The organism is Streptomyces sp. F001, assembly GCF_004187715.1.
Classification (GTDB): Bacteria; Actinomycetota; Actinomycetes; order Streptomycetales; family Streptomycetaceae; genus Streptomyces; species Streptomyces flavusporus.
Window position 1 is genome coordinate 403,749 of sequence record NZ_QZWF01000002.1, and the last position, 20,995, is coordinate 424,743.

Consider the following 20,995-nt stretch of genomic DNA (forward strand, 5'->3'; position numbering starts at 1 on the left):
CCGCCCTGGTGACGGGCGGACCGCGGCCGGGCGTGCGAGAGGGTCCCGCCGGACACCGGCGGGACCCTCGGGCCGTGGTGCGGATCAGGCCGTGTGCAGGGTCAGCCCATAGCGGTTGAGGATCTCGTTGACCGGCTGGAACCAGGTCTCGCCGCCGCCGGAGCAGTTGCCCCAGCCTCCTGACGTGACCCCTTGTGCCTGGTCACCGCTGATGAAGGAGCCGCCTGAGTCGCCGGGTTCGGCGCAGACGCTGGTCTTCGTCATCTGATGCACCGCGCCCTGGCTGTAGTTGACGGTCTCGTTCTTGGCCAGGACGGTGCCGCAGTGCCAGTGGGTCGTGGAGCCGGACCGGCATATCGAGGTGCCGACGGGTGCCTCGGCCGAGCCGCGCACCAGCCGGTCCGGGACCGTGCCCCAGCCGAGGACCACCGGGACGGTCCACCAGCCGCTGCCGACGCTGACCCACGCGTAGTCGTTGTCCGGGAACGAGGAGCCCTGGAAGGTGCCGATGTGGGTGCCGTCCCAGCCGCGCACGGCGGCGCCGCCCCCGCCGCAGTGGCCGGCGGTGACGAACCCGCCGTGGACCGAGAAGCCGATGGAGCAGCGGACGTTGCCGGTGTAGTAGGGGTCGCCGCCGACCGTTCCCGCCGCGAAGGTCCGCGGGGCGGCCGGCACCGTCTCCACGGTCACCGGCCCGGCAGCGCGGGCACGGGCGACGAAGCGCCGGACATCGTTGTCGGCGCGCTCGGCCTCGACGACGTTCACCACGACCGCGTTGGCCGCCGGGTCGACGTGCCAGCTGCTCACGCCCGACGGGGCGGACAGCCGGTCGATGCGCGCCTTGGTGGCGTCGAGCTGTCGCGCGCTGTGCTCGACGGTGCGGACGGTCGCGCCGGTGGACCGGACGGCCCGCAGGGTCGCGGCGGAGGCGTCCGACGTGACAGCGACGGTCAACCGCTCGCTGTCCGCGTCGAACCACGAGCCGCCGTACGCGGCGCCGGCCGCCCGGCGCGCCGTCGGTGCGACGTCCCTGGCGGTGCGCTCCGCCGCCAGCCGTGCCTCCGCCTGATCACTCGACAGGCCGAGGTCGCGCTGCATGGCGTGCAGAAGTCCGGCGGAGGCCGGCGGCGCGTCGTCGGCGGCGGTGTCGTGCGCCGCGGCCGGCAGGCTACCGGCGGCGGACCAGCTGCCGAGCATGAGGAGGGCGGTCAGGCCGGCGTGCAGGAGTCTGATGCGTCTCACGGAAGATGCCCTTCGTCGTTCCAGCAAGGTGGGGGTGGAACAACCGCAACTGAGAGCGCTCTCATGGAGGTTGGGCCGAGCGTAGCTCCGTATGTCTATCAGGTCCATGCCAATGCGCGGATTGTGCCGCATCTCGGTCGGCTATCGGTCCTGCGAGAGTTCCAGGAGTTCGGCGAAGGTGCCGCCGGCGTGCACGAGGTCGTCGTACCTGCCCTGTTCCGTGATGCGGCCCTCCTCCATGACCACGATGTGGTCGGCGATCTTCGTGTTCTCCAGTCGGTGGGTGACGACGATGGTGATGCGGTCGCCGGCGATCGCCTTGATCTGCTCGAAGATCTGGTGCTCGCCGCGCGGATCCATCTGGGAGGTGGGCTCGTCGAGGATCAGCAGGGCGGGACGCCGGTACAGCGCCCGCGAGCAGGCGATGCGCTGCCACTGCCCGCCCGACAGCTCCGCACCGCCGAAGACCTCACGGGCGAGGAGGGTGTCGAGACCGGCGGGCAGTTCCTCGACCGGCCGGCGCATGCCGACGGCGTCGATCGCCTCCCACACCGGCCCGTCGTCCCGGGTCCGGGGCTGGCCGAGGGTGATGTTCTCCCGCACCCGCAGCGGCCACTGCGCGAAGATCTGCGGCACAAGTCCGGTCTGCTGCCAGACAGTTGCCGGGTCGGTCCCGGCGAGGTCCAGGCCGTTCCAGGTCACCCGGCCCTTGTCGGCGAGGTAGATCCCGGTGATCAGGCGGGTGAGCGTCGACTTGCCGGAGCCGTTGGCGCCGACGACCGCGAGGATCTCGCCCCGCCGCAGGGTGAGCGACACACCGTGGACGGCGGGCCGGTCCCTGCCCGGGTACTGGTAGACGACCTCCTCCAGCCGGATCTCGTCCACCGGCGCCGCGACCGACAGCGCGCCCCGTTCGGGCGCTCGCGCCGAGGCGTCGTCCAGGAACGCCTGCATGTCGCTCAGATACAGGCTCGTGTGGAAGAGCGCGGCACCGTTGATGATCACCTGGGAGAGGCCGGCGAGGGTCGTCTGCACGGCCACGACGGCCGTCGCGGCGAGCGCGAGCGCGATCCTCCCTGTCGTCGCCAGCCAGGCCAGCGCTCCCCAGGTCGCGACGAGGAACACGCCGGCGACCAAAGAGGAAACCAGAGCGATGCGCAGCGTGCGCGGGGCGGCGGCCAGCGTGCGCCGGTCGCAGCGTTCGGACAGGGAGTGGTACCAGAAGATGAGGTAGTCCGTCATCGAGTTCGCGCGGACCTCGTCGCCGTACTTGGGCGTCGTGGACCACCAGCGCATCATGCCTTTGACGTTGCGGTCGGCGATGTTGGCGTAGTGGATCTCGTAGTCCACGCGCGCGGTGAGCACCGCGCCGACACCGGCCGGCAACACGGCGAGGAGCAGGAGGGGCAGCAGCAACGGGTTGAGCACGGACAGCGCCCCGGCCGCGGTGACCATCCGGATCAGGGCCGACAGGAACCGCTGTGCGTCCGTGACCATCACATGGGTGCGGATCACTCCCATCTCCGCGGCTTCCTGACGGTCGGAGAAACCGTCGACGGCGTAGGCCGACGCCTCGACGCGGCAGACCGCCTCCACGAGGGCGGTGTCCGCCCGGGTGGTGAGCCGGGGAGTGATCCGCCGCTCGGCGTAGGCAGCCACGACGCCCGCGACCCGGGCGACACCGGCGGCGATGCCGACGACCACCAGCGCCGGCAGGGCCTGCCGGAGACGGTCGGTGACCGTGTCCGCGCCGAGCAGTGGCCCCATCGCGCGGGCCGTCGCCGCCAGCAGGACCGCGGCGGCGGCACCGGTGACCACCGGGCAGGCCAACAGGAGCAGGACGGCCCGCCGTTCGATGTGCCAGGCCATGGCGATGATGCGGCCCAGGACCTTGGGGATCTGGGCGCTCAGCCTGCGGAAGGAGGCTTCGCCGAGCGGGTTCACGGAGTACTCGCCCGAGTACCTGATCTCGGCGGGCGGTGGCGGAGGGAGGGCTTGTGTCCGCCGCTCCTCCCGGGCATCTGCTGAGGCCAACTCGGTTCCTCCGGTTCGGTCTTGACGTACGTGCCGACGGCGACATCCGGGTCAACGACGTGAGCCGCGTCATCGAACACACGTATTTCGGACGGACCGGAATCCGCAGGGCGGAGCGAGTGGAGGCTTGTGCAGGGGCCACGGACCGTTGGGCCATCGGGGTCGGACGGAACGCGGGATTGGCCGAAACGCCGAGGTGGAGGCGGATGTGGCGGGTGGGACAGCGGAGATGACTCCCGCAGTGGGGCGAGTTGGCCGAGACAGCGCCTCCTTCTCCTGATCGTTCACGGGCGATTCAGCTCCGTTCATCTGAGCTGCCCAGGATCCGCCATGGGCATGTCGTACATCGTTTTCACGGCGTGCCCTTCACCTGTGCGGCGATCAGGAAGGACGGCTGCCGATGCGGTCAACGCGGTGGCGAAGACGGCCGGGTGCCCATGGAACGAGGGGACAACGGCTCGCGGGGGCGGTACTCAGCGCGCTGCTCCTGGTGAGCGGCAACCTGACGACGGCATACGCCGACTCCGGTGATGAGCGGGGCTCAGCGGGCCTGAGCGACTCGGGCAACGCCACGACTCTGCCGACCCTCACCCCCGGCGACGGTTCGTATCTGGAGGGCACGGAGAAGGTCGCGGCCACGCCGACCCTGGCCGGTGACTCCGTGACCAGGCTCGCGGTGGACGGCAAGCCGATCGACGCCGAGCGGACGGTCGGGGTGTCCCGGCTCAGCTTCGATGTCGGCTCCAACTCGACCGAGGCCCGCTACCACAACCACGTGCTCGTCAACGGCGACCACCGGGCGGACATCGGCGACCTCGTCAACGAGCGCGGCACGATCGAGATCCCCAACGAGTACCTGGTCAAGGGCGAGAACAAGATCGAGATCATCGCCGGCGCGGTCGACAGCTCATGCGGCACCAACTACGACGACTTCGTGCTGTCCGACATCAGCCTGGAGCTGCTCGGCGAGGTCGCGGACGGCGAGGAGAACGCGTACACGTACTCCTTCGGTGACGGAAGCTGCGGTTCCAACACCACGCTCCTGAAGAAGGCGACGCTCACCTTCTTCGCCCTCGGCGACCCCCAGGGCACCACCGGTCTCCAAGCCGACCTGGACACCACGAAGTTGGCCAACGGCACACACTCCCTCACCGCGACGACGACCTCGGGCAAGAGCGTCAAGAACACCGTGACGGTGAACAACGCCCCGGCGGGCGCACCTCGTCTGCTGCCCAAGGACGGCACGCTCGTCGCCGGCCCGCAGTCGGTGTTCGCGACCTTCCCCGCCGGCGCCGAAGGCGAAGTCGAGTCGCTGACCGTGGACGGGGCCGCCCCCGTCACCGATCCGCACCTCGGCAACGGCGCCGCCACCTTCTCCTTCGACGTCGGACCGAACTCCATCGACGACCGGTACGACAACCACCTGCTCGTCAACGGCAAGCGCATCGACCTCGGCGGCACCTGGGTGAGCCAACGGGTCGACATCGCGATTCCGGCGCGGCACCTGGTGCCCGGCGACAACACGATCAAGGTCGTCACCAGCCCGTACAAGGAGAGCTGCGGCAACAACCGCGACGACTTCGACATCGCGCGACTCGCGCTCACCTTCGAGGGCGGCACCGTCACCGGCCGGGACATCACGGACGCTTATGCGATGGGCGACGGCAGTTGCGGCAGCAGCGACACCCGCCTGCGCGAGGTGGAACTGCACTACACGATCGACGCCCCTGCCGTGCACGTCTCCGACACCCTGGGCGCCGGAAACGCGACCCTCGGTTTCACCGTGGGCAGCAACTCGATCGAGGCCCGCTACCAGAACCACGTCCTGGTGAACGGCCAGAAGCTCGCGCTGGAAAGCGACTTCGTCAGTCAGCAGGTCGACCTGACCTTCCCCAACGAGTGGCTCGTCCCCGGCTGGAACACGATCGACTTCGTTACCGGCACCTATGTGACCTCGTGCGGCACCAACCGCGACGACTTCGCCGTCTCCGGCGTCACGGTCACCCCGGCGCGGGGCACCGCCACCGGCCGGATGGTCAAAGGCTCGTACAGCCTCGGCGACGGCAACTGCGGGGACAACGTCAACCCACTGACCGAGATCGACCTCCAGTTCTTCGTCGACGGCCCGGCCCAGGGCCTGCGCGCCGACCTCGACACCACGAGGATCGACGACGGCAGGCACACCCTGGCCGCGACGTCGAGGACCGGCAGGACCGCGACCCGCCTTCTGGTCACCGACAACTCGGCGCCCCGAACAGCCGCCAGCACCCCCGCCGCGGGCCAGAAGATCACCACCTCGGTGGTCCTCGACGTCCGCCTCGATGACCCTTCCGGCGTGGTGAGCGGCCCGGACGTGAAGCTCGACGGCAGGCCGATCCAGCCGGGCGCGTCCGTCGGCCCCGGCTTGTCCGCCGGCGAGCACACCCTGTCGGTGACGGGTACCGACAGCCTGGGTAACACCGGTACCCGGGAGATCACCTTCACCTCCGCCGGCATCCCGGACATCCCCGCCGACCTCACCCCGAAGTCCGGTACGACCGACGCCGGCAGCAGTGTGAAGCTGTCGGCGAAGGTGGCTGAGCCCGACGGCGGCCCGGTGAGCGCCATCTTCTCCGAGGCCGAGATCCTCACCCCGAACCAGGTGTACGAGGGCACGGCCACGTCCGTCCCCACGACGCTCAAGGTCAAGGGCGAGAAGAAGGTGAGGGCCACCGGCCTCGCCCCTGCCGACGGAAGGACGCTGGACGCGCCGGCCGCCGAGGAGGTCACGTTCCAGCGGTTCGACGTCCGGGTGCAGGGCCACGTCGACGCGCCGGTGCTGCGCTGGGAGGGCGTCATCGATCCCGAGCGGCTCGCCGCGCTGCGCGTGTGGAACACCGGCACGAAGGAGTGGGACGTGTTGACGAGCGCCCGCGGCGCAGCCGAGGGCAACACGGTCCTGACCGCCGTCGTCGACCGCAGTTACGTCGACGGTCAGCTGGTCCACGTCATGGTGACCGGCGAGGATCCGTTCGCCGACGACATCGACGCCGGTGACCCGAACCGGTTCGCCGACCCGGACTCGTACGACTTCTCGATGGTCCACTTCACCGACACGCAGTACCTCTCCGAGGGCGCGGTGGAGCAGGAGACGGCCGAGGAACGCGCGGTCTGGGAGAAGGCGTATGGCGACATCACCCGCTGGGTCGCCGCCAACAAGGACGAGCGCAAGATCTCCTATGTGGCCCACACCGGCGACATCATCGAGAACAACATCCGCAAACCCGCCGACGAGGCCACCCGGCGCCAGGTCGTCGGCGAGATGGAGGTGTCCTCGAAGCAGCAGAAGATCCTGGACGACGCGGGCGTGCCGAACGGTGTGATCGCGGGCAACCACGACAACCAGTCGGGCACCGAGAACGGTCCGGACGCGATCTACAACCAGTACTACGGGCCCGAGCGCTACCAGTCGCTGTCGCAGGGCTGGGAGCACGCCGAGTACGGCGGCCCGTGGCGTGCGGGCGACAACCAGAACCACTACGACCTGTTCTCCGCCGGTGGCGTCGACTTCGTCGTGGTGGGCCTGTCGTACGGGGTGACGCGTGAGGAGGCCGAATGGGCCGACTCGGTCTTCAAGCGGTTCCCCGACCGCAACGGCATCCTGCTCTCGCACGATTACCTCGCACCGAGCAGCAACCCCGACGGCCGCGGGGCCGGATTCTCCGCGCCCGACGGCTCGATGCTCTACAAGACGGTGGTCCAGGACAACCCGAACGTGTTCCTGATCCTCGCCGGTCACGAACACGGCGTGGGCACCAACGTGAAGCCGAAGGTCGGCGAGATCGCGCACGGCGTAATCGAACTGCTCGCGGACTACCAGTTCTACACGGTCTCCGCGGACCGGCTCGGCCTCACCGAGATCGGCGGCTACCAGCCCGGCGACCAACTGCGGTTCGGCTCGAGCTTCTTCCGGATGCTCCAGTTCGACGTCGACCGGTCGGAACTCACCGTGGACACCTACTCGCCGCTGCTCGACGAGTTCGGCGCCACCGAGTACGACACGAACCACCGCTACGACGGCACCGAGGACAACATGGTCCTCCCCATCGACCTCAACACCCGCAGGACGACCTTCAAGACCGACTCGCTGGCGCTCTACAACCCCGTGGACGTCATCGGGCGGACCAAGGCCGACTCCGGTGAGGTCGCCTCGGTCACCTTCAGGGGCCTCAAGCCCGGCACGACCCACGCGTGGTTCGTCACGGCACGCTCCACCGGTGGCGGCGTGACCGCATCCGAGCCGAGCGTCTTCGTCACCAAGGACAGCCACGGCCGCCCCGGCACCTGGGGTCCGGACGCGCCGACGTACCCATGGTTCACATCACCGGCCGACCGGTAGCACGCGTCCGCCGGCACCCGCCGTCCCGGACGCAGCCCGCCCGGGACGGCGGGGCCGCCACATCTCACACAAGAACCGAGACGTCCATGCCTCTGCCTTCACCGGCGGTGCCCCGGCTCCCCGCCGCGCTCCTGACCGTCGCCGCCGCCGTGGTGGCCCTGCTCGGCGCCGGCCTCGCCCACTCGGCACCCGCCATCGCACACGACGCGACCTCAACGGCCTATGTCGAGGTGACGGGCACCGGAGCCGACGTCGAGGCAACCCTCGACCTCGAGTACGACCTGCTCATGAAGTCGGCCTGGCTCTACGCCGAGGCGTACGAGGCGAAGACCCGCACCGACCAACTGCACCAGCTCAAGACCAACGCCGACGCGGTGACCGAGTACGTCACCGAACGCTTCGCTGTCACTTACGACGACCAGCCCTGCGCACCCCGCCGCGTCGGCGACGCCGACGTTCGCCCCCGCGGCAACCGGCCCTTCGCGGTCCTCACCCTGGCCTACGACTGCCCGCCCGCCGCCGACGGCAGCCACACCATCTCCAGCACCCTGTTCCCCGACTCCGAGACCTTCGTCCACAGCACGGAGACGATCGTCCACTACGACATCGGCGGGCAGCGCGGCTCCCAGGTCCTGACGGCCGCCGAACCGACCCTGAAGACCGGCGCAGGCCATGAGCCCCACCAGATCCGGGAGTTCTTCCTCCTCGGCACCGAACATCTGCTGTTCGGCCTGGATCACCTCCTTTTCCTGCTCTGCCTGCTCATCGGCGCCCGCGACCTGCGCGACATCGTGCTCACGGCCACCGCCTTCACCGCGGCACACAGCGTCACCTTCCTGCTGGCCGCCATGGGCGTGGTGAGCGTGCCGGGCTCGGTCGTGGAGCCGGTCATCGCGGCCTCCATCGCCGTCATGGCGCTCGCGGCCCTCGTCCTGCGCGACCAAGAGACGTCGGGACGCCGGCGCCTCGCGGTCGTCTTCCTCTTCGGCCTCGTGCACGGCCTCGGCTTCGCCGGCGCGCTCGGAATCGAGGACAGCTGGTCCTGGGAACTGCTGCTGTCGCTGCTCAGCTTCAACGTCGGCATTGAGGCGGTGCAGTTGGGCATCATCGCCGTCGTCTTCCCCTTGCTGCTCCTCCTCCGCCGAACCCCGACACACCGCTGGGTCCTGCCCGCACTCACCGCGCCCATAGTGATCGTCAGCCTCTACTGGTTCTGGGACCGGGTGACGGTGGCGGCATGACCGTCTCACTGCGGGTCAGTGAAGCTTGTTGACCGCCCTGGCGGTCGTGGCCTTGAAGTCGTCGACCTGGGCGTGCTCGAAGGTACCCATCTGCGCCCACTTGACGACGGCCACGGTCCTGCCGTCCCGGCCGACCGAGAACAGCCCTATGTCGGAAGCACCCCAGGCGGAGACGGTGTGGATGCCGTAGACGTGGGCACCTTCCTCGACGTTCAGCCGGCCGTAGTACTTCCTGGTCGCGGTGATGTCCGGGTACTGCTGCATCAGCTTCTTCGCGCAGTCGGCGAGGTCCTTGCGGAGCAGGGCGGCGAACGCCTTGGCACGCCGTGTGTCCCGCTCGACGACCGTCACCTGAAGGGCGTTGGTGTCGTACTCGGTCCAGTACGTGCGGTGGGTGGCGATCGACGGCAGGGCCGCTCCCACACAGATCGGCAGCGGGTCCGGCTGTCCGGCGGTGACGGGCCCGGCGTACCAGGGCGACGTCGGGTGCGGCGGCAGTTCGCCCGGCTTGAGGAACCGGGGTGTGTCGGAGGCCGACGTGCCGGCGGACGCCGCCGGGGCGGCGGTCAGGGCGACGGCCGCCCCGGTTGCCATGGCGGCCAGGGTGAGTCGGGTGCTTCGAGTGCGGACGTTCATGATTGCCTCCACATCGTTCGCTCACTACGCCTGGTACGACTCGCCGAGGGTTCCGTTCGTTGCCCTCTGCTCCTGTTACAGATCTGTCCCGAATGTCGCTGATCGGAAACTTTGATCTGTTCTGCGCCGTTGTTTGGCCGGGGAACGAGCGTGAGATCTTGGAACGCCGCTTGCCCGTTCGCGAGGGCGCTGGGAGTGCTGGGACAGTGACGCCGACGGGGCGCGTGGAGGATCTGTGATGTCGACGCCGATGCAGCGGTTGCACCGCAAGCAGGCCTGGGCGGCCAGGGGAGCCCTGGCTGCGGCGGCCGCGGCGGTTCTGCTGCCGCTCGTCCGTGGCGGCCCGGGCGGTCTGCTGCTGCTCGTCCTCGGGCTCGCGGGCCTCGCCCTCACCGTCGCTGCACTGTGGTGGGTGCTGTCCCGCCGCGGAGCCGTACGTGCCGGCGCCACTCTGCTGGCCGTTGCCACGCCCATCGCTCTCGTCGTGCTCTTTCTGCGGGAGAACCTGCTCTGGGTGATCGCCCTGTCCGGACTGCTCTGGGCCGCGGCAGTCTGGTGCGGCCGGTACGCGTTGCGCAGCACGGGGCTGCGCCAAGGGCGGATCAAGGAGTACCGGACGCCGCCCCCGAAGCGTCCCTTCCTGTTGCTCAACCCGCGCGCCGGGGGCGGCAAGGTGGAGAAGTTCGCCCTGCGTGACAAGGCCGAAAGGCTCGGTGCGCGGGTCGTCCTGCTGGATCCGGAACAGCATCAGGACGTGGCCGCCCTCGCGAGAACCGCCGTGGCGGACGGGGCCGATCTCCTGGGCGTCGCCGGCGGTGACGGAACACAGGCCCAGGTCGCGGCGGTGGCCGCGGAGCACGGACTGCCGTTCCTCGTGATATCGGCCGGCACCCGCAACCATTTCGCGATGGACCTCGGCCTGAACCGCGAAGACCCGGCCGCCTGCCTCGACGCCCTTACCGACGGTGTCGAACTCCGTGTGGACCTGTGCTTCGCCGACGACCGCCCGTTCGTCAACAACGCCTCGTTCGGGGTGTACGGCGCGGTCGTGCAGAGCCCCGGCTACCGCGACGACAAGGTCGGTACCGCGTTGGAGCTGCTGCCCGACCTGCTCACCCGTCAGCGCGGTCCACGCCTGACCGCCCACGCCGACGGCACCACGTTCACCGATCCGCAGGCCGTTCTGGTGAGCAACAATCCCTACCGCATCGACGATCCCCTTGGCTTCGGCCGGCGCCAGCGACTGAACTCCGGCCGGCTCGGCGTCCTCGCCGTGAAGGTGGACAGCGCCGTGGAGGCGGCCGAACTGCTGCTGGACCCCCAGGGGGTCGGGGCGCTGACGGCTCGCGAGGTGGTGATCGACGCCGACGAGCCGCGGCTGGAGGTAGGCCTCGACGGCGAGGCCGTCACCCTGTGCACTCCCGTCCGCTGCCGCATCGAACGCCGCGTCCTGCGCGTCCGGGTCCCCCGTGAACGGCCGGGCGTCCCCGACCTGCCGCCCCGACTGGACTGGCGTCGACTGCGCAAACTCGCCGCCGTGGTGAGTCGTACGGCCGTCCCGACGCGCTCCGCTCACAGGCGCCGGCCGCCGGGGGGCGAGGAGCCCGGACGCTGAGAGGGCTGTACGGGGACTCACTCCTGTGACTAGTGTGCCCGCTGATGTTCACTGTTGATATACCCCTGATTCATGTAGGACGAGGAACGGCGGCCCCGGGTTGCCTCGGGAGGTCCGGTGAGTGACGCCGTACGCTCGGCGGAACGCGCGGCCGTCAGACCGCAGAGGGCCGCGGCCGGGACGGCCGAGGGGCCGGCCAAGCAGCGCGATGCGTTCTTCGACAACGCCAAGTACCTCGCGATCGTGCTGGTGGCGATCGGCCATGCGTGGGAGCCGCTGCGCAGCGAGAGCCGAACCGTCACCGCGTTCTACATGATCGTCTACTGCTTCCACATGCCGGCGTTCATCGTCATCTCCGGCTACTTCTCGCGCGGCTTCGAGGCGACCCCGGGGCGGATCAAGCGCCTGCTGACCGGTGTCGCCGTGCCCTACGTCGTCTTCGAGGTGGCGTACACCCTCTTCACACGGTGGGCCGACAACGAGCCGGACCGGGCGTTCAGCCTGCTCGACCCCCTCTACCTGACGTGGTTCCTCGCGGCACTGTTCGTCTGGCGGCTGACCACCCCGATATGGAAGGTCGTACGGTGGCCGCTGCCGATCGCGCTCGGCATCGCGATGCTCGCCACCCTCACGCCGTCCATCGGCAAGGACCTCGATCTGCAGCGCATGCTGCAGTTCCTGCCCTACTTCGTGCTCGGCCTGTGCCTGAAGCCGGAGCACTTCCAACTGGTCCGCCGCCGCGAGGTGCGCCTGCTGGCCGTGCCCGTCTTCGCCTCGGCGCTCGTCGTGGCGTACTGGGCGGTCCCGCGGATGAACTACGCCTGGTTCTTCCACCGCACCAGCGCCGAGCAGCTCGGCGCACCCGGCTGGTACGGGCCCCTCATGACGCTGGCCCTCTTCGGCTGCTCACTGGTCCTCGTCGCCTGCTTCCTCGCCTGGGTGCCGGGGCGTGCCATGTGGTTCACCGCACTCGGCGCGGGCACGCTGTACGGCTATCTGCTGCACGGCTTCGGCATGCAGACCGTGAACCACTTCCACGTGTACGACAACGGCTGGCTCCACCGGCCGCTCGGCGAGATCATCGTGACCGTCGTCGCCGCCGTCGTCGTGACGCTGCTGTGCACCCCACCCGTGCGGCGGATCTTCCGGTTCGCGATGGAGCCGAAGATGGAGTGGGCCTTCCGGCGGACCACGCCTGCAGCAGGCGTTGCTGCACGCCCGCCGGCATGATCGGAGGCGCCCCACGGGGCATGACCGCGCGCGGTGTCATGCCTCGATGGGGTGTCGCTATCATCCCTTAATGGGAAAAATGCTGCTTTGCCTCAGGGGGCTTCTGTCCTCGCCGGAGTGATCAATGTCCCGCACGGCCCCGACAGACGACGGCGACGAACTGCTGGCCAGACTCGGATCGCTGACCGCCCAGGCGCGCGTGCAGGCGGAGCTGCAGCGCTCCAGGGTCGAGCTGGCCATCGCCCTGCAGCGCGACATGCTCCCCAGGGATCTGCCGGTCGCCCGGGGACTCCACCTGGCCGTCGAGTACGCGCCGGCGTGCTACGGCCTCAATGTGGGAGGCGACTGGTACGACGCCTTCACGCTGTCCGACGGCCGCATCGGGCTGTCCGTCGGCGATGTTCAGGGCCACAACATCGAGGCGGCGGCCTTCATGGGCCAGGTCCGGGTCGGACTGCGCGCCCTCGCCTCCGTGACGAGCGAGCCGGGCGAACTCCTCGCCCGAACCAATGACCTCATCCTGTCCCTCGGCGGCGACCTGTTCGCCACCTGCACCTTCATGCGGCTCGACCCCTCCACCGGAGTGCTGGAGAGCGCCCGGGCCGGACACGTCCCCTGCGTCTGGGCCACGGCCGACGGAAAATCCGGCGTCTCCGAGGACGAGGGAGGACCGCCCCTCGGCATCCAGAAGGGCATGGAGTACCCCGTGACTCGGTACCGGCTCACCACGGGCGGGGTGTTCGTCCTGCTCACGGACGGTGTCGTGGAGGGGCCGACGCTGAGCGTCGAGGCCGGGCTCGACCAGGTGGTACGGCTCGCGGGGATCGCCGCCGTCGCAGGGATGGGGGCGGGCTCGCTCGCCGCCGCCGTGATCAAGGGCGTCGAACAGGTGGGGCACGACGACGACGCCGCCGTACTGGTCGTCGGCCACGACGGGCTCGACGTTCAGCCATAGGGCCTTCAGGCCACTCCCTCACCTCGCCGACGTGGGGGCGCCGGTGTCTCATGGCTGCTGTGGTGGGTACCGAGGATCTACGCCGACCGGTCGTCTTCGCCCTGCAGACGCTGGCAGTCGCCGCCGGCTACTACGCAGCGGGGTGGCTCGGCCTGCTGCGCCACCTCGTCGTCGAGGGCGCGGTGGTCACACCCGTCTGGCCGCCCACCGGCGTGGCCGTGGCCTGCCTGCTGGTCCTGGGGATGCGCTGCTGGCCCGGCATCGCCCTCGGCGCCCTCCTCGTCATGATGACCCTCACCACCTTTCGGCCCGCTGCGGTCGGCATCCTCGTGGGCAACACCGCCGCTCCCGTCTGCGGGTATCTCCTGCTGCGCAAGGTGGGCTTCCGTACGGATCTCGGCCGATTACGAGACGGTCTCGCGCTGGTGTTCCTGTGCGCCCTGACCGCCATGGTGATCAGCGCAACCGTGGGCGCCGGACTCCTCGTGCTGACGGGGCGGCTCGCCGCGCCCGAATTCTGGCCGATCTGGATGGCCTGGTGGGTCGGCGACGCGATGGGCGTTCTGATCGTCACCCCGGTCCTGCTCCTGCTGCACGGGCTGCGCCGGCCACTGCACGTGACCCGATGGAAGGAGGCCCTGGGCCTGGCTGTCATCGCCTGCGGCGTCGTGCCGGTGGCCACCCGCAGTTCCGTCAGCCTGCTCTTCCTCGTCTACCCGCTGCTGATCTGGGCGGTACTGCGCTTCCAGCTCGCGGGCAGCATGCTGTGCGCCCTGTTCGCCTCGATCATGGCGACCGTCGCGGCGACGGACCGGGTCGGACCGTTCGAAGGGCTGACCCGTGTCGAAGTGATGACCAAGCTCCAGGCCTTCAACGGGGCGATGGCCCTCACCGCCCTGCTCCTGTCCGCCGTGATCACCGAGCAGCGCAACACCAGGCGGTCGGTGGAACGAGCGTGCCAGGAGCTGGTCGAGGTCCTGGAACATCTCACCGCAGGGGAGTCCCCCTCCGGCCGGCCGGCCATGGACGACGGCCGGAGCAGACAGCCGGGAGCGCAGTGACGGTCGGCCTGTACGCAAGCGCGAGCCCCGAATTGTGGTGTGGCGACACCGGCTGCATGGCCCGAACAGCGAACGTCTATCATATGAGCGCCGCCTAGCTCGAAAGATGTACTTGTGACTGTCAACGAAGACTCGTTCACCAACTGGAAGCACCGCGAGGAGATCGCGGAGTCGATGATCCCGGTCATCGGGAAGCTGCACCGGGAACGGGACGTCACCGTCCTGCTGCACAGCCGCTCCTTGGTGAACAAATCGGTCGTCAGCATCCTGAAGACCCATCGTTTCGCCCGGCAGATCGCCGGTGAGGAGCTCTCCGTCACCGAGACGATGCCTTTCCTGCAGGCGCTGACCGCCCTCGATCTCGGACCTTCCCAGATCGACATCGGCATGCTCGCCGCGACGTACCGGACCGACGACCGCGGTCTGTCGGTGCAGGAGTTCACCGCCGAGGCCGTGGCCGGCGCCACGGGCGCCGGCAAGATCGAGCGCCGGGAGCCACGCGACGTCGTCCTCTACGGCTTCGGCCGCATCGGGCGGCTCCTCGCGCGCCTGCTCATCGAGAAGGCCGGCTCCGGGAACGGACTGCGGCTGCGGGCCATCGTCGTCCGCAACAACGGGAGCCGGTCCGCCGAGGATCTCGTCAAGCGCGCCTCCCTGCTGCGCCGTGACTCCATCCACGGCCAGTTCCAGGGCACGATCACCGTCGACGAGGCGAACAGCAGGATCATCGCCAACGGCAACGAAATACAGGTCGTCTACTCCGACGACCCGACGACGGTGGACTACACGGCGTACGGCATCAAGGACGCCATCCTCATCGACAACACCGGCAAGTGGCGCGACCGCGAAGGCCTGTCGAAGCACCTTCGCCCCGGCATCGAGAAGGTCGTCCTGACCGCGCCGGGCAAGGGCGACGTCCCGAACATCGTCCACGGCGTCAACCACGACACCATCAAGCCGGACGAGCAGATCCTGTCCTGCGCGTCCTGCACCACCAACGCGATCGTGCCGCCGCTGAAGGCGATGGCGGACGAGTACGGCGTCCTGCGCGGCCACGTGGAGACCGTCCACTCCTTCACCAACGACCAGAATCTGCTGGACAATTACCACAAGTCCGAGCGGCGCGGCCGTTCGGCGCCGCTGAACATGGTCATCACCGAAACCGGCGCCGCCTCCGCCGTCGCCAAGGCGCTGCCCGACCTCAAGGCGAAGATCACCGGCAGCTCGATCCGCGTCCCGGTGCCCGATGTCTCGATCGCGATCCTCAACCTGCAACTCGCCCGCGAGACAACCCGCCAGGAGGTCCTCGACCACCTCCGCGATGTGTCACTGACCTCGCCGCTCAAGCGCCAGATCGACTTCATCAGCGCCCCCGACGCGGTCTCCAGCGACTTCATCGGCTCACGCCACGCCTCGATCGTCGACGCCGGCGCGCTCAAGGTCGAGGGCGACAACGCGATTCTCTACCTCTGGTACGACAACGAGTTCGGCTACTCCTGCCAGGTCATCCGCGTCGTCCAGCACGTGTCCGGAGTGGAGTACCCCACCTACCCGGCCCCGCTGCACTGATCTCGGCGCCTGCTGCGTCCCTGGCGAACACCGTGGGAGGTTCGCCAGGGACGACGTCGTTTCACGGCCCTGCCGGAGCCGCGCACACGTGAATTCGCGATGCGGTTGAACATGTCGGCGCTCGGCTGCGTATGTCACCGGAAGGCTTCCATGACCAGGTCGGCCATCCGGCGTAGGAGTACTCCGTGGGACGCAAGACGCGCAGACGCCCCAAAGGTGCAAGACGGGCGACATTCGCAGCTGTCGCTCTGATGTTGGGCGGTGGGGGACTGGTGGTGGCGAATGTCTACGCCTCCGCCACCGACGGCGGTTCGGGGGGCGCGAACAGCACGCTCGCCAACGAAGCCGGGGCCGGGACGGCCGCCACCATCGACTGCCCGGACGTGGGCGAGAAGCTGACCGAGGTTCCGGACGACGCGCGAGCGGACGTGGACAAGGAACTCGCCCTGCTGGACCAGCAGGTGACGGAGGCCTACCAGCAGCTCCAGGAGCCGGCGGGCGCCGCGCAGGACGGCGGCGGCTTCGACGCGGACGCGATCCTGACGCCGCTGCAGGAGCAGCGGACCGGGACGATCGAGCGCATCGCCGCCGCCATCGACCGGACGGGCGAGCGTCCGCAGGGTCTGGAAGACCTCGCGGCCTGCACGCTGCGACCCACGGGCGACCAGGGCGGTGACGGCGCCGACGCCGGTCAGGGCGAGAACGGCGGCTCCCAGGACGACGAGAACCAGCCAGACGAAGGCCAGACCGGAAATGGCGGTCAGGCCGGCAACGGGCCCGTCGCCGCGGACTACGCGGACATCACCACCGTGCAGCCGAACGTCCAGAACCCGCCCCGGCAGAAGAGCGCATCCCGCGGCAGCTTCACCACCAGCTGCGGCGTCAACGAACAGGGCCTGTTCAACTCCGACAACGTGATCGTCGCCCCCGGCGTCACCAACGGAGCCCACCACTTCCACGACTACATCGGCAACCAGGCCAACGACGCCTTCGCCAGCGACCAGGACCTCGCGAACGCCGAGACGAGCTGCGAGAACCCCGGCGACAAGTCGTCGTACTACTGGCCGGTGCTGCGGCTTCAGAACGGGACCGTGGAGCAGGATGCCGAGGCCCCCGGCGGCGGAATCGAGGGCAACGCCGGTGAGATCGTCACGCCCGCACAGGTCACGCTGACATTCGCGGGCAGCCCGGTCGGCGAGGTCACGGCCATGCCGCGACTGCTGCGCATCATCACCGGCGACGCCAAGGCGTTCGTCAACGGAACCGCCAACGCCAACGCCTCCTGGAGCTGCACCGGTTTCGAGGACCGGCAGCTCAAGGACAAGTACCCGCTGTGCCCGTCCGGCAGTGACGTGGTGCGCACCTTCAAGTTCCAGAGCTGCTGGGACGGCCGGAACATCGACAGCGCCAACCACCGCACCCACGTGGCCTTCGCCGACGCCGCCGGTCGGTGCCCCGCCGGATTCCAGGCGATACCGCAGCTGGTGCAGCGCATCGTGTATGACGTCGACGCGCCGAGCCTGAACGACTCAGGCCGGACGACCCCGCTGTTCGCCGTGGACTCCTTCCCGGAGCAACTGCACAAGCCGGTCACGGACCACGGTGACTTCATCAACGTCTTCGACGAAGACCTGATGGGCGAGATGGTCGACTGCATCAACGACGGCCGGCAGTGCGATTCGGGCGATGCGGAGCCGGGCTCCGGGGCCGACCCCGACGAGGGCGCGGGGGAGCAGCCCACGGCGACTCCGGAGGAACCCCAGGACGGCAACGCCGGGGAACAGCCCGATGAGGGCAATGGCGAGGAGCAGCCGGGCGACGACGGTGCGAACCAGCCCGGCGACAACGGCGGGGAGCAGCCCGACGACGGCGCGGACCAGCCCGGCGACAAGGGCAACGAGCCGTCTGCCGAGCCCTCGAACGGGGCGGGCGGCGCAGACCCGGCGCCCTCCGCTCCCACGGAAACCGCCCCCGCCAGTGGCGCACCCAATGTCTACGCCTCGCCCTCGGCCACCTCACGACCGTCCGACAGCGGGGCGCAGGACGACTCGGACGCTGCCGCCGCCGAAGTGCCGCAGGAGAAGGAGTCCGGCAGCGACCCTTCAGCCTCCGGGCAGACCGAGCCGCAGGCTGTCCAGGGCGGACTCGCCGACACCGGTGCGCGCCTGTGGCCCGCGGCGGCCGGCGCCGTCCTTCTGATCGCCGGCTTCGTCCTGCTGCGTCGCACCGCGCGCCGCTCCCTGTGACGCCACCGGGCCGTCGGCCGCCCGCCCAGCGGGCGGCCGACGGCCCGGGGGAACCCTCGCCGACCCGCTACTGACCGGCGTGCGGCTCGGCGACGACACGGAACGCCGCCTCCCCGACGGCAAGAACTCCGTCGGTCAGCGGTGTGGACCGCACACCGCCCTTACCGCGCAGGGCGCGCTGCGCGCCCGGGCCGATGGTGACGTCCATCCACGCGCAGGGCCGGGCCGGACGGTTCAGGACGAAGGTCACGGGGCCCGCACCGCAGTCGAGAGTGATCGTCGAGCCGACCAGGGAGTCGACGTCGACGCCTCGCAGCAGGATGTTCCGGCGTGTCTGCAGAAGATCGATGGACGGGGTGATGTCGAAGGGGAGGTTCTCGACGGCCATGATGGTCACCGCCGCGTCGCGATGGACCCGCTGCCCGAAGTAGCGGTCGCCGACCAGACCGAGGCCGGCGCGCACCTCAGCCCGATGCCGCAGCTCGTCCGCGGACCCGGCCGACGGCCCGTCCGCGGGACGCCCCGCGAAACGGTGCGCGGGAGACACCAGCAGCTGTACCACCTCGACCTTGGTCATGAGGGCCAGCCTAAGCCGCCCGTCCGGGTGGCGGCTCGCCACCGCCGAGACGGGCTGCCGCGCTGTCGATCAGCATGTCGAGCGCCGCAGGGTAGGCACTGACGTTCATCTCGGCGACGAGATGGCCGGCGGCTGCGGCGATCCGAGGGTGGGTGGACTCGGGCAGCCTGGCATAGGTGGCCTGCCACACCGCCTCGTCGGCCTCCCGGGCCGCTGCCGGCAGCGCGAGCGACGCCGCGTCGAGCGCCGCGAAGGCCAGGGCTTGGTCGATGAAGCAGTGGTAGATCCGCACCGCATCGGCGACCGGGAAACCGGCACGGTGCAGCACATCGAGCACGGCCTCGTCGGCCGCGATCTCGTGGGGGCGTCCCGAGACCCGGCTGGCGGTGAGCACCGCCGCCTGTGGATGGGCGAGGTACGAGCGGTGGATGCGCAGTCCCAGCGCGCGCAGGTCGGTCTGCCAGTCACCGGTCGCCGTCCAGCCGTCGAAAGCGCGTCCGATGAGCTCGTCGCCGACAGCGAGGACAAGGTCGTCCATGCCGCGGAAGTACCGGTACAGGGTGCTGGGGTCGGCGCCGAGGGCCAGCCCGAGGCGACGCACCGTGAGTCCCTGGCTGCCGTGCTCGCGCAGCATACGCAGCGCGGTGAGCACGATGTGGCGCTCGGAGAGCACGGCGCCCTGCTTGGTGGGCCGTCTGCGCCGTCGTTCGCTCTCCGCCACGACCCGTTTGGGCATCGCGCGTTCCTCCCTGGTGGGGATGTGGTCGGGGCGTTGCCGGGACCTTATGCCAACGCCATTGACCAGGACAACGCCTGTGGCGTTCGATCGGCGGCGACAGGGCGAACGCGTGGTTCACCCTCTTTCACGGCGAAAGGACCTGCTATGCGCATCCTCTTGGTCGGTACGGGCGGAGTGGGCACGGCCATCACCCGGATCGCGGCCCGCCGGGACTTCTTCGAGCGGATGGTCGTCGCCGACTACGACCTCGCGCGTGCCGAGGCGGCCGTGGCCACCGCGGGCGACCGGCGCTTCACCGCCACCCGCGTCGACGCCTCCGACGAGGAGGCGGTGGCCCGGCTCCTGGCGGCCGAGCGGTGCGACGTCCTGCTGAATGCGACCGACCCCCGGTTCGTGATGCCGCTGTTCCGCGCCGCGCACACGGCCCGCGCGCACTACCTGGACATGGCGATGTCCCTGTCCCGGCCGCATCCGGACCTGCCGTACGAGCAGACCGGGACGAAGCTCGGCGACGAGCAGTTCGCCCTGGACGACCGGTGGCGTCAGACCGGGCGGCTGGCCTTGGTGGGCATGGGCGTCGAGCCGGGCCTCTCGGACGTCTTCGCCCGGTACGCGGCCGACGAACTCTTCGACACGATCGAGGAGATCGGTGTCCGTGACGGCGCGAACCTGACGGTCGACGGGTACGACTTCGCCCCGTCGTTCAGCATCTGGACGACGATCGAGGAGTGCCTGAACCCGCCGGTCGTCCATGAAGCGGACCGCGGCTGGTTCACGACCGCACCCTTCAGCGAGCCCGAGGTCTTCGACTTCCCCGAAGGCATCGGTCCGGTGGAGTGCGTGAACGTCGAGCACGAGGAGGTCCTGCTGATCCCGCGCTGGGTAAAGGCCGGCCGGGTCACGTTCAAGTACGGGCTGGGCGAGGAGTTCATCACGGCGCTCCGCGTCCTGCACCAGATCGGTCTCGACCGTACCGACCCCGTGACGGTCACCGCGAAGGACGGCACCCGGGTCGAGGTGTCCCCGCGCGACGTGGTGGCGGCCTGCCTTCCCGACCCGGCCGGGCTCGGCGACCGGATGCACGGCAAGACGTGTGCCGGCACCTGGGTCAGGGGCACCCGCGAAGGACGACCGCGCGAGATCTACCTGTACCACGTGGTGGACAACGCCTGGTCGATGCAGGAGTACGGCTGTCAGGCGGTCGTGTGGCAGACGGCCGTCAACCCCGTGGTCGCGCTGGAACTGATCGCGAACGGCACGTGGTCGGGCGCGGGCGTGCTCGGCCCGGAGGCCTTCCCACCCCGGCCGTTCCTCGACCTCCTGACGGCGTACGGATCCCCGTGGGGTATCCGCGAGCAGCAGAGCGTGTGACGACACCCGCGACGGCCACCGCCTTGAACGGCAGGTGATGCACTCGCGTCCGCGCCCCGTGACAAGGAAAGATGAGAAGGCAAGCCAAGGACCGAGCAATG

The 20,995-nt window shown here is 69.7% G+C and carries 14 protein-coding genes; 9 read left to right on the forward strand and 5 right to left on the reverse strand.

All coding sequences use genetic code 11. The annotated features are described in order from the left end of the window. Positions 1 to 84 precede the first annotated feature (84 nt). Positions 85 to 1,242: a S1 family peptidase gene (locus StrepF001_RS09545; protein ID WP_129797865.1), complete on the reverse strand. Its 1,158-nt coding sequence runs from the start codon at positions 1,240 to 1,242 to the stop codon at positions 85 to 87. A gap of 141 nt (positions 1,243 to 1,383) precedes the next feature. After that, a complete protein-coding gene (locus StrepF001_RS09550; RefSeq protein WP_129797866.1) occupies positions 1,384 to 3,276 on the reverse strand; it encodes an ATP-binding cassette domain-containing protein in 1,893 nt (630 codons plus the stop codon). Positions 3,277 to 3,766: 490 nt separating this feature from the next. Here StrepF001_RS09550 and StrepF001_RS09555 point away from each other — a divergent pair, with 490 nt between their 5' ends. Next, a complete protein-coding gene (locus StrepF001_RS09555) occupies positions 3,767 to 7,654 on the forward strand; it encodes a metallophosphoesterase (protein WP_129797867.1) in 3,888 nt (1,295 codons plus the stop codon). Positions 7,655 to 7,740: 86 nt separating this feature from the next. Beyond that, the gene (locus tag StrepF001_RS09560) at positions 7,741 to 8,895 is read left to right on the forward strand and encodes a HupE/UreJ family protein (protein WP_129797868.1); all 1,155 of its coding nucleotides are present in this window, start codon (positions 7,741 to 7,743) and stop codon (positions 8,893 to 8,895) included. A gap of 15 nt (positions 8,896 to 8,910) precedes the next feature. On the opposite strand, the gene StrepF001_RS09565 is transcribed toward StrepF001_RS09560, so the two are convergent. Continuing rightward, complete coding sequence (locus tag StrepF001_RS09565; protein ID WP_129797869.1) at positions 8,911 to 9,531, reverse strand: hypothetical protein; 621 nt, start codon at positions 9,529 to 9,531, stop codon at positions 8,911 to 8,913. 238 nt (positions 9,532 to 9,769) lie between these two features. On the opposite strand from StrepF001_RS09565, the gene StrepF001_RS09570 reads away from it, so the two are divergent. From StrepF001_RS09570 to StrepF001_RS09595, 6 genes are all read left to right on the forward strand, one after another. Beyond that, positions 9,770 to 11,146 carry a diacylglycerol kinase family protein gene (locus StrepF001_RS09570; protein WP_129797870.1) on the forward strand — a complete coding sequence of 459 codons (1,377 nt, stop codon included), beginning with the start codon at positions 9,770 to 9,772 and terminating at the stop codon, positions 11,144 to 11,146. 117 nt (positions 11,147 to 11,263) lie between these two features. After that, a complete protein-coding gene (locus StrepF001_RS09575) occupies positions 11,264 to 12,376 on the forward strand; it encodes an acyltransferase family protein (RefSeq protein ID WP_129797871.1) in 1,113 nt (370 codons plus the stop codon). Positions 12,377 to 12,500: 124 nt separating this feature from the next. Continuing rightward, the gene (locus tag StrepF001_RS09580) at positions 12,501 to 13,331 is read left to right on the forward strand and encodes a PP2C family protein-serine/threonine phosphatase (RefSeq protein ID WP_129797872.1); all 831 of its coding nucleotides are present in this window, start codon (positions 12,501 to 12,503) and stop codon (positions 13,329 to 13,331) included. Between the two features lie 50 nt (positions 13,332 to 13,381). Next, positions 13,382 to 14,392, forward strand: coding sequence for an MASE1 domain-containing protein (locus StrepF001_RS09585; protein ID WP_206306800.1), 1,011 nt, complete (start codon positions 13,382 to 13,384; stop codon positions 14,390 to 14,392). Positions 14,393 to 14,506: 114 nt separating this feature from the next. Beyond that, entirely contained in the window at positions 14,507 to 15,961 is a 1,455-nt protein-coding gene (locus tag StrepF001_RS09590) for a glyceraldehyde-3-phosphate dehydrogenase (RefSeq protein ID WP_129797874.1), read from the forward strand. Positions 15,962 to 16,212: 251 nt separating this feature from the next. After that, positions 16,213 to 18,207 carry a DUF1996 domain-containing protein gene (locus StrepF001_RS09595; RefSeq protein ID WP_129798402.1) on the forward strand — a complete coding sequence of 665 codons (1,995 nt, stop codon included), beginning with the start codon at positions 16,213 to 16,215 and terminating at the stop codon, positions 18,205 to 18,207. A 67-nt stretch (positions 18,208 to 18,274) separates the two neighbouring features. Here StrepF001_RS09595 and StrepF001_RS09600 read toward each other — a convergent pair whose 3' ends face one another. Further along, positions 18,275 to 18,784, reverse strand: coding sequence for a molybdenum cofactor biosysynthesis protein (locus tag StrepF001_RS09600; RefSeq protein ID WP_129797875.1), 510 nt, complete (start codon positions 18,782 to 18,784; stop codon positions 18,275 to 18,277). 10 nt (positions 18,785 to 18,794) lie between these two features. Beyond that, entirely contained in the window at positions 18,795 to 19,520 is a 726-nt protein-coding gene (locus StrepF001_RS09605) for a TetR/AcrR family transcriptional regulator (RefSeq protein WP_129797876.1), read from the reverse strand. Positions 19,521 to 19,667: 147 nt separating this feature from the next. On the opposite strand from StrepF001_RS09605, the gene StrepF001_RS09610 reads away from it, so the two are divergent. Further along, positions 19,668 to 20,894, forward strand: coding sequence for a saccharopine dehydrogenase C-terminal domain-containing protein (locus StrepF001_RS09610; protein ID WP_129797877.1), 1,227 nt, complete (start codon positions 19,668 to 19,670; stop codon positions 20,892 to 20,894). Positions 20,895 to 20,995 lie beyond the last annotated feature (101 nt).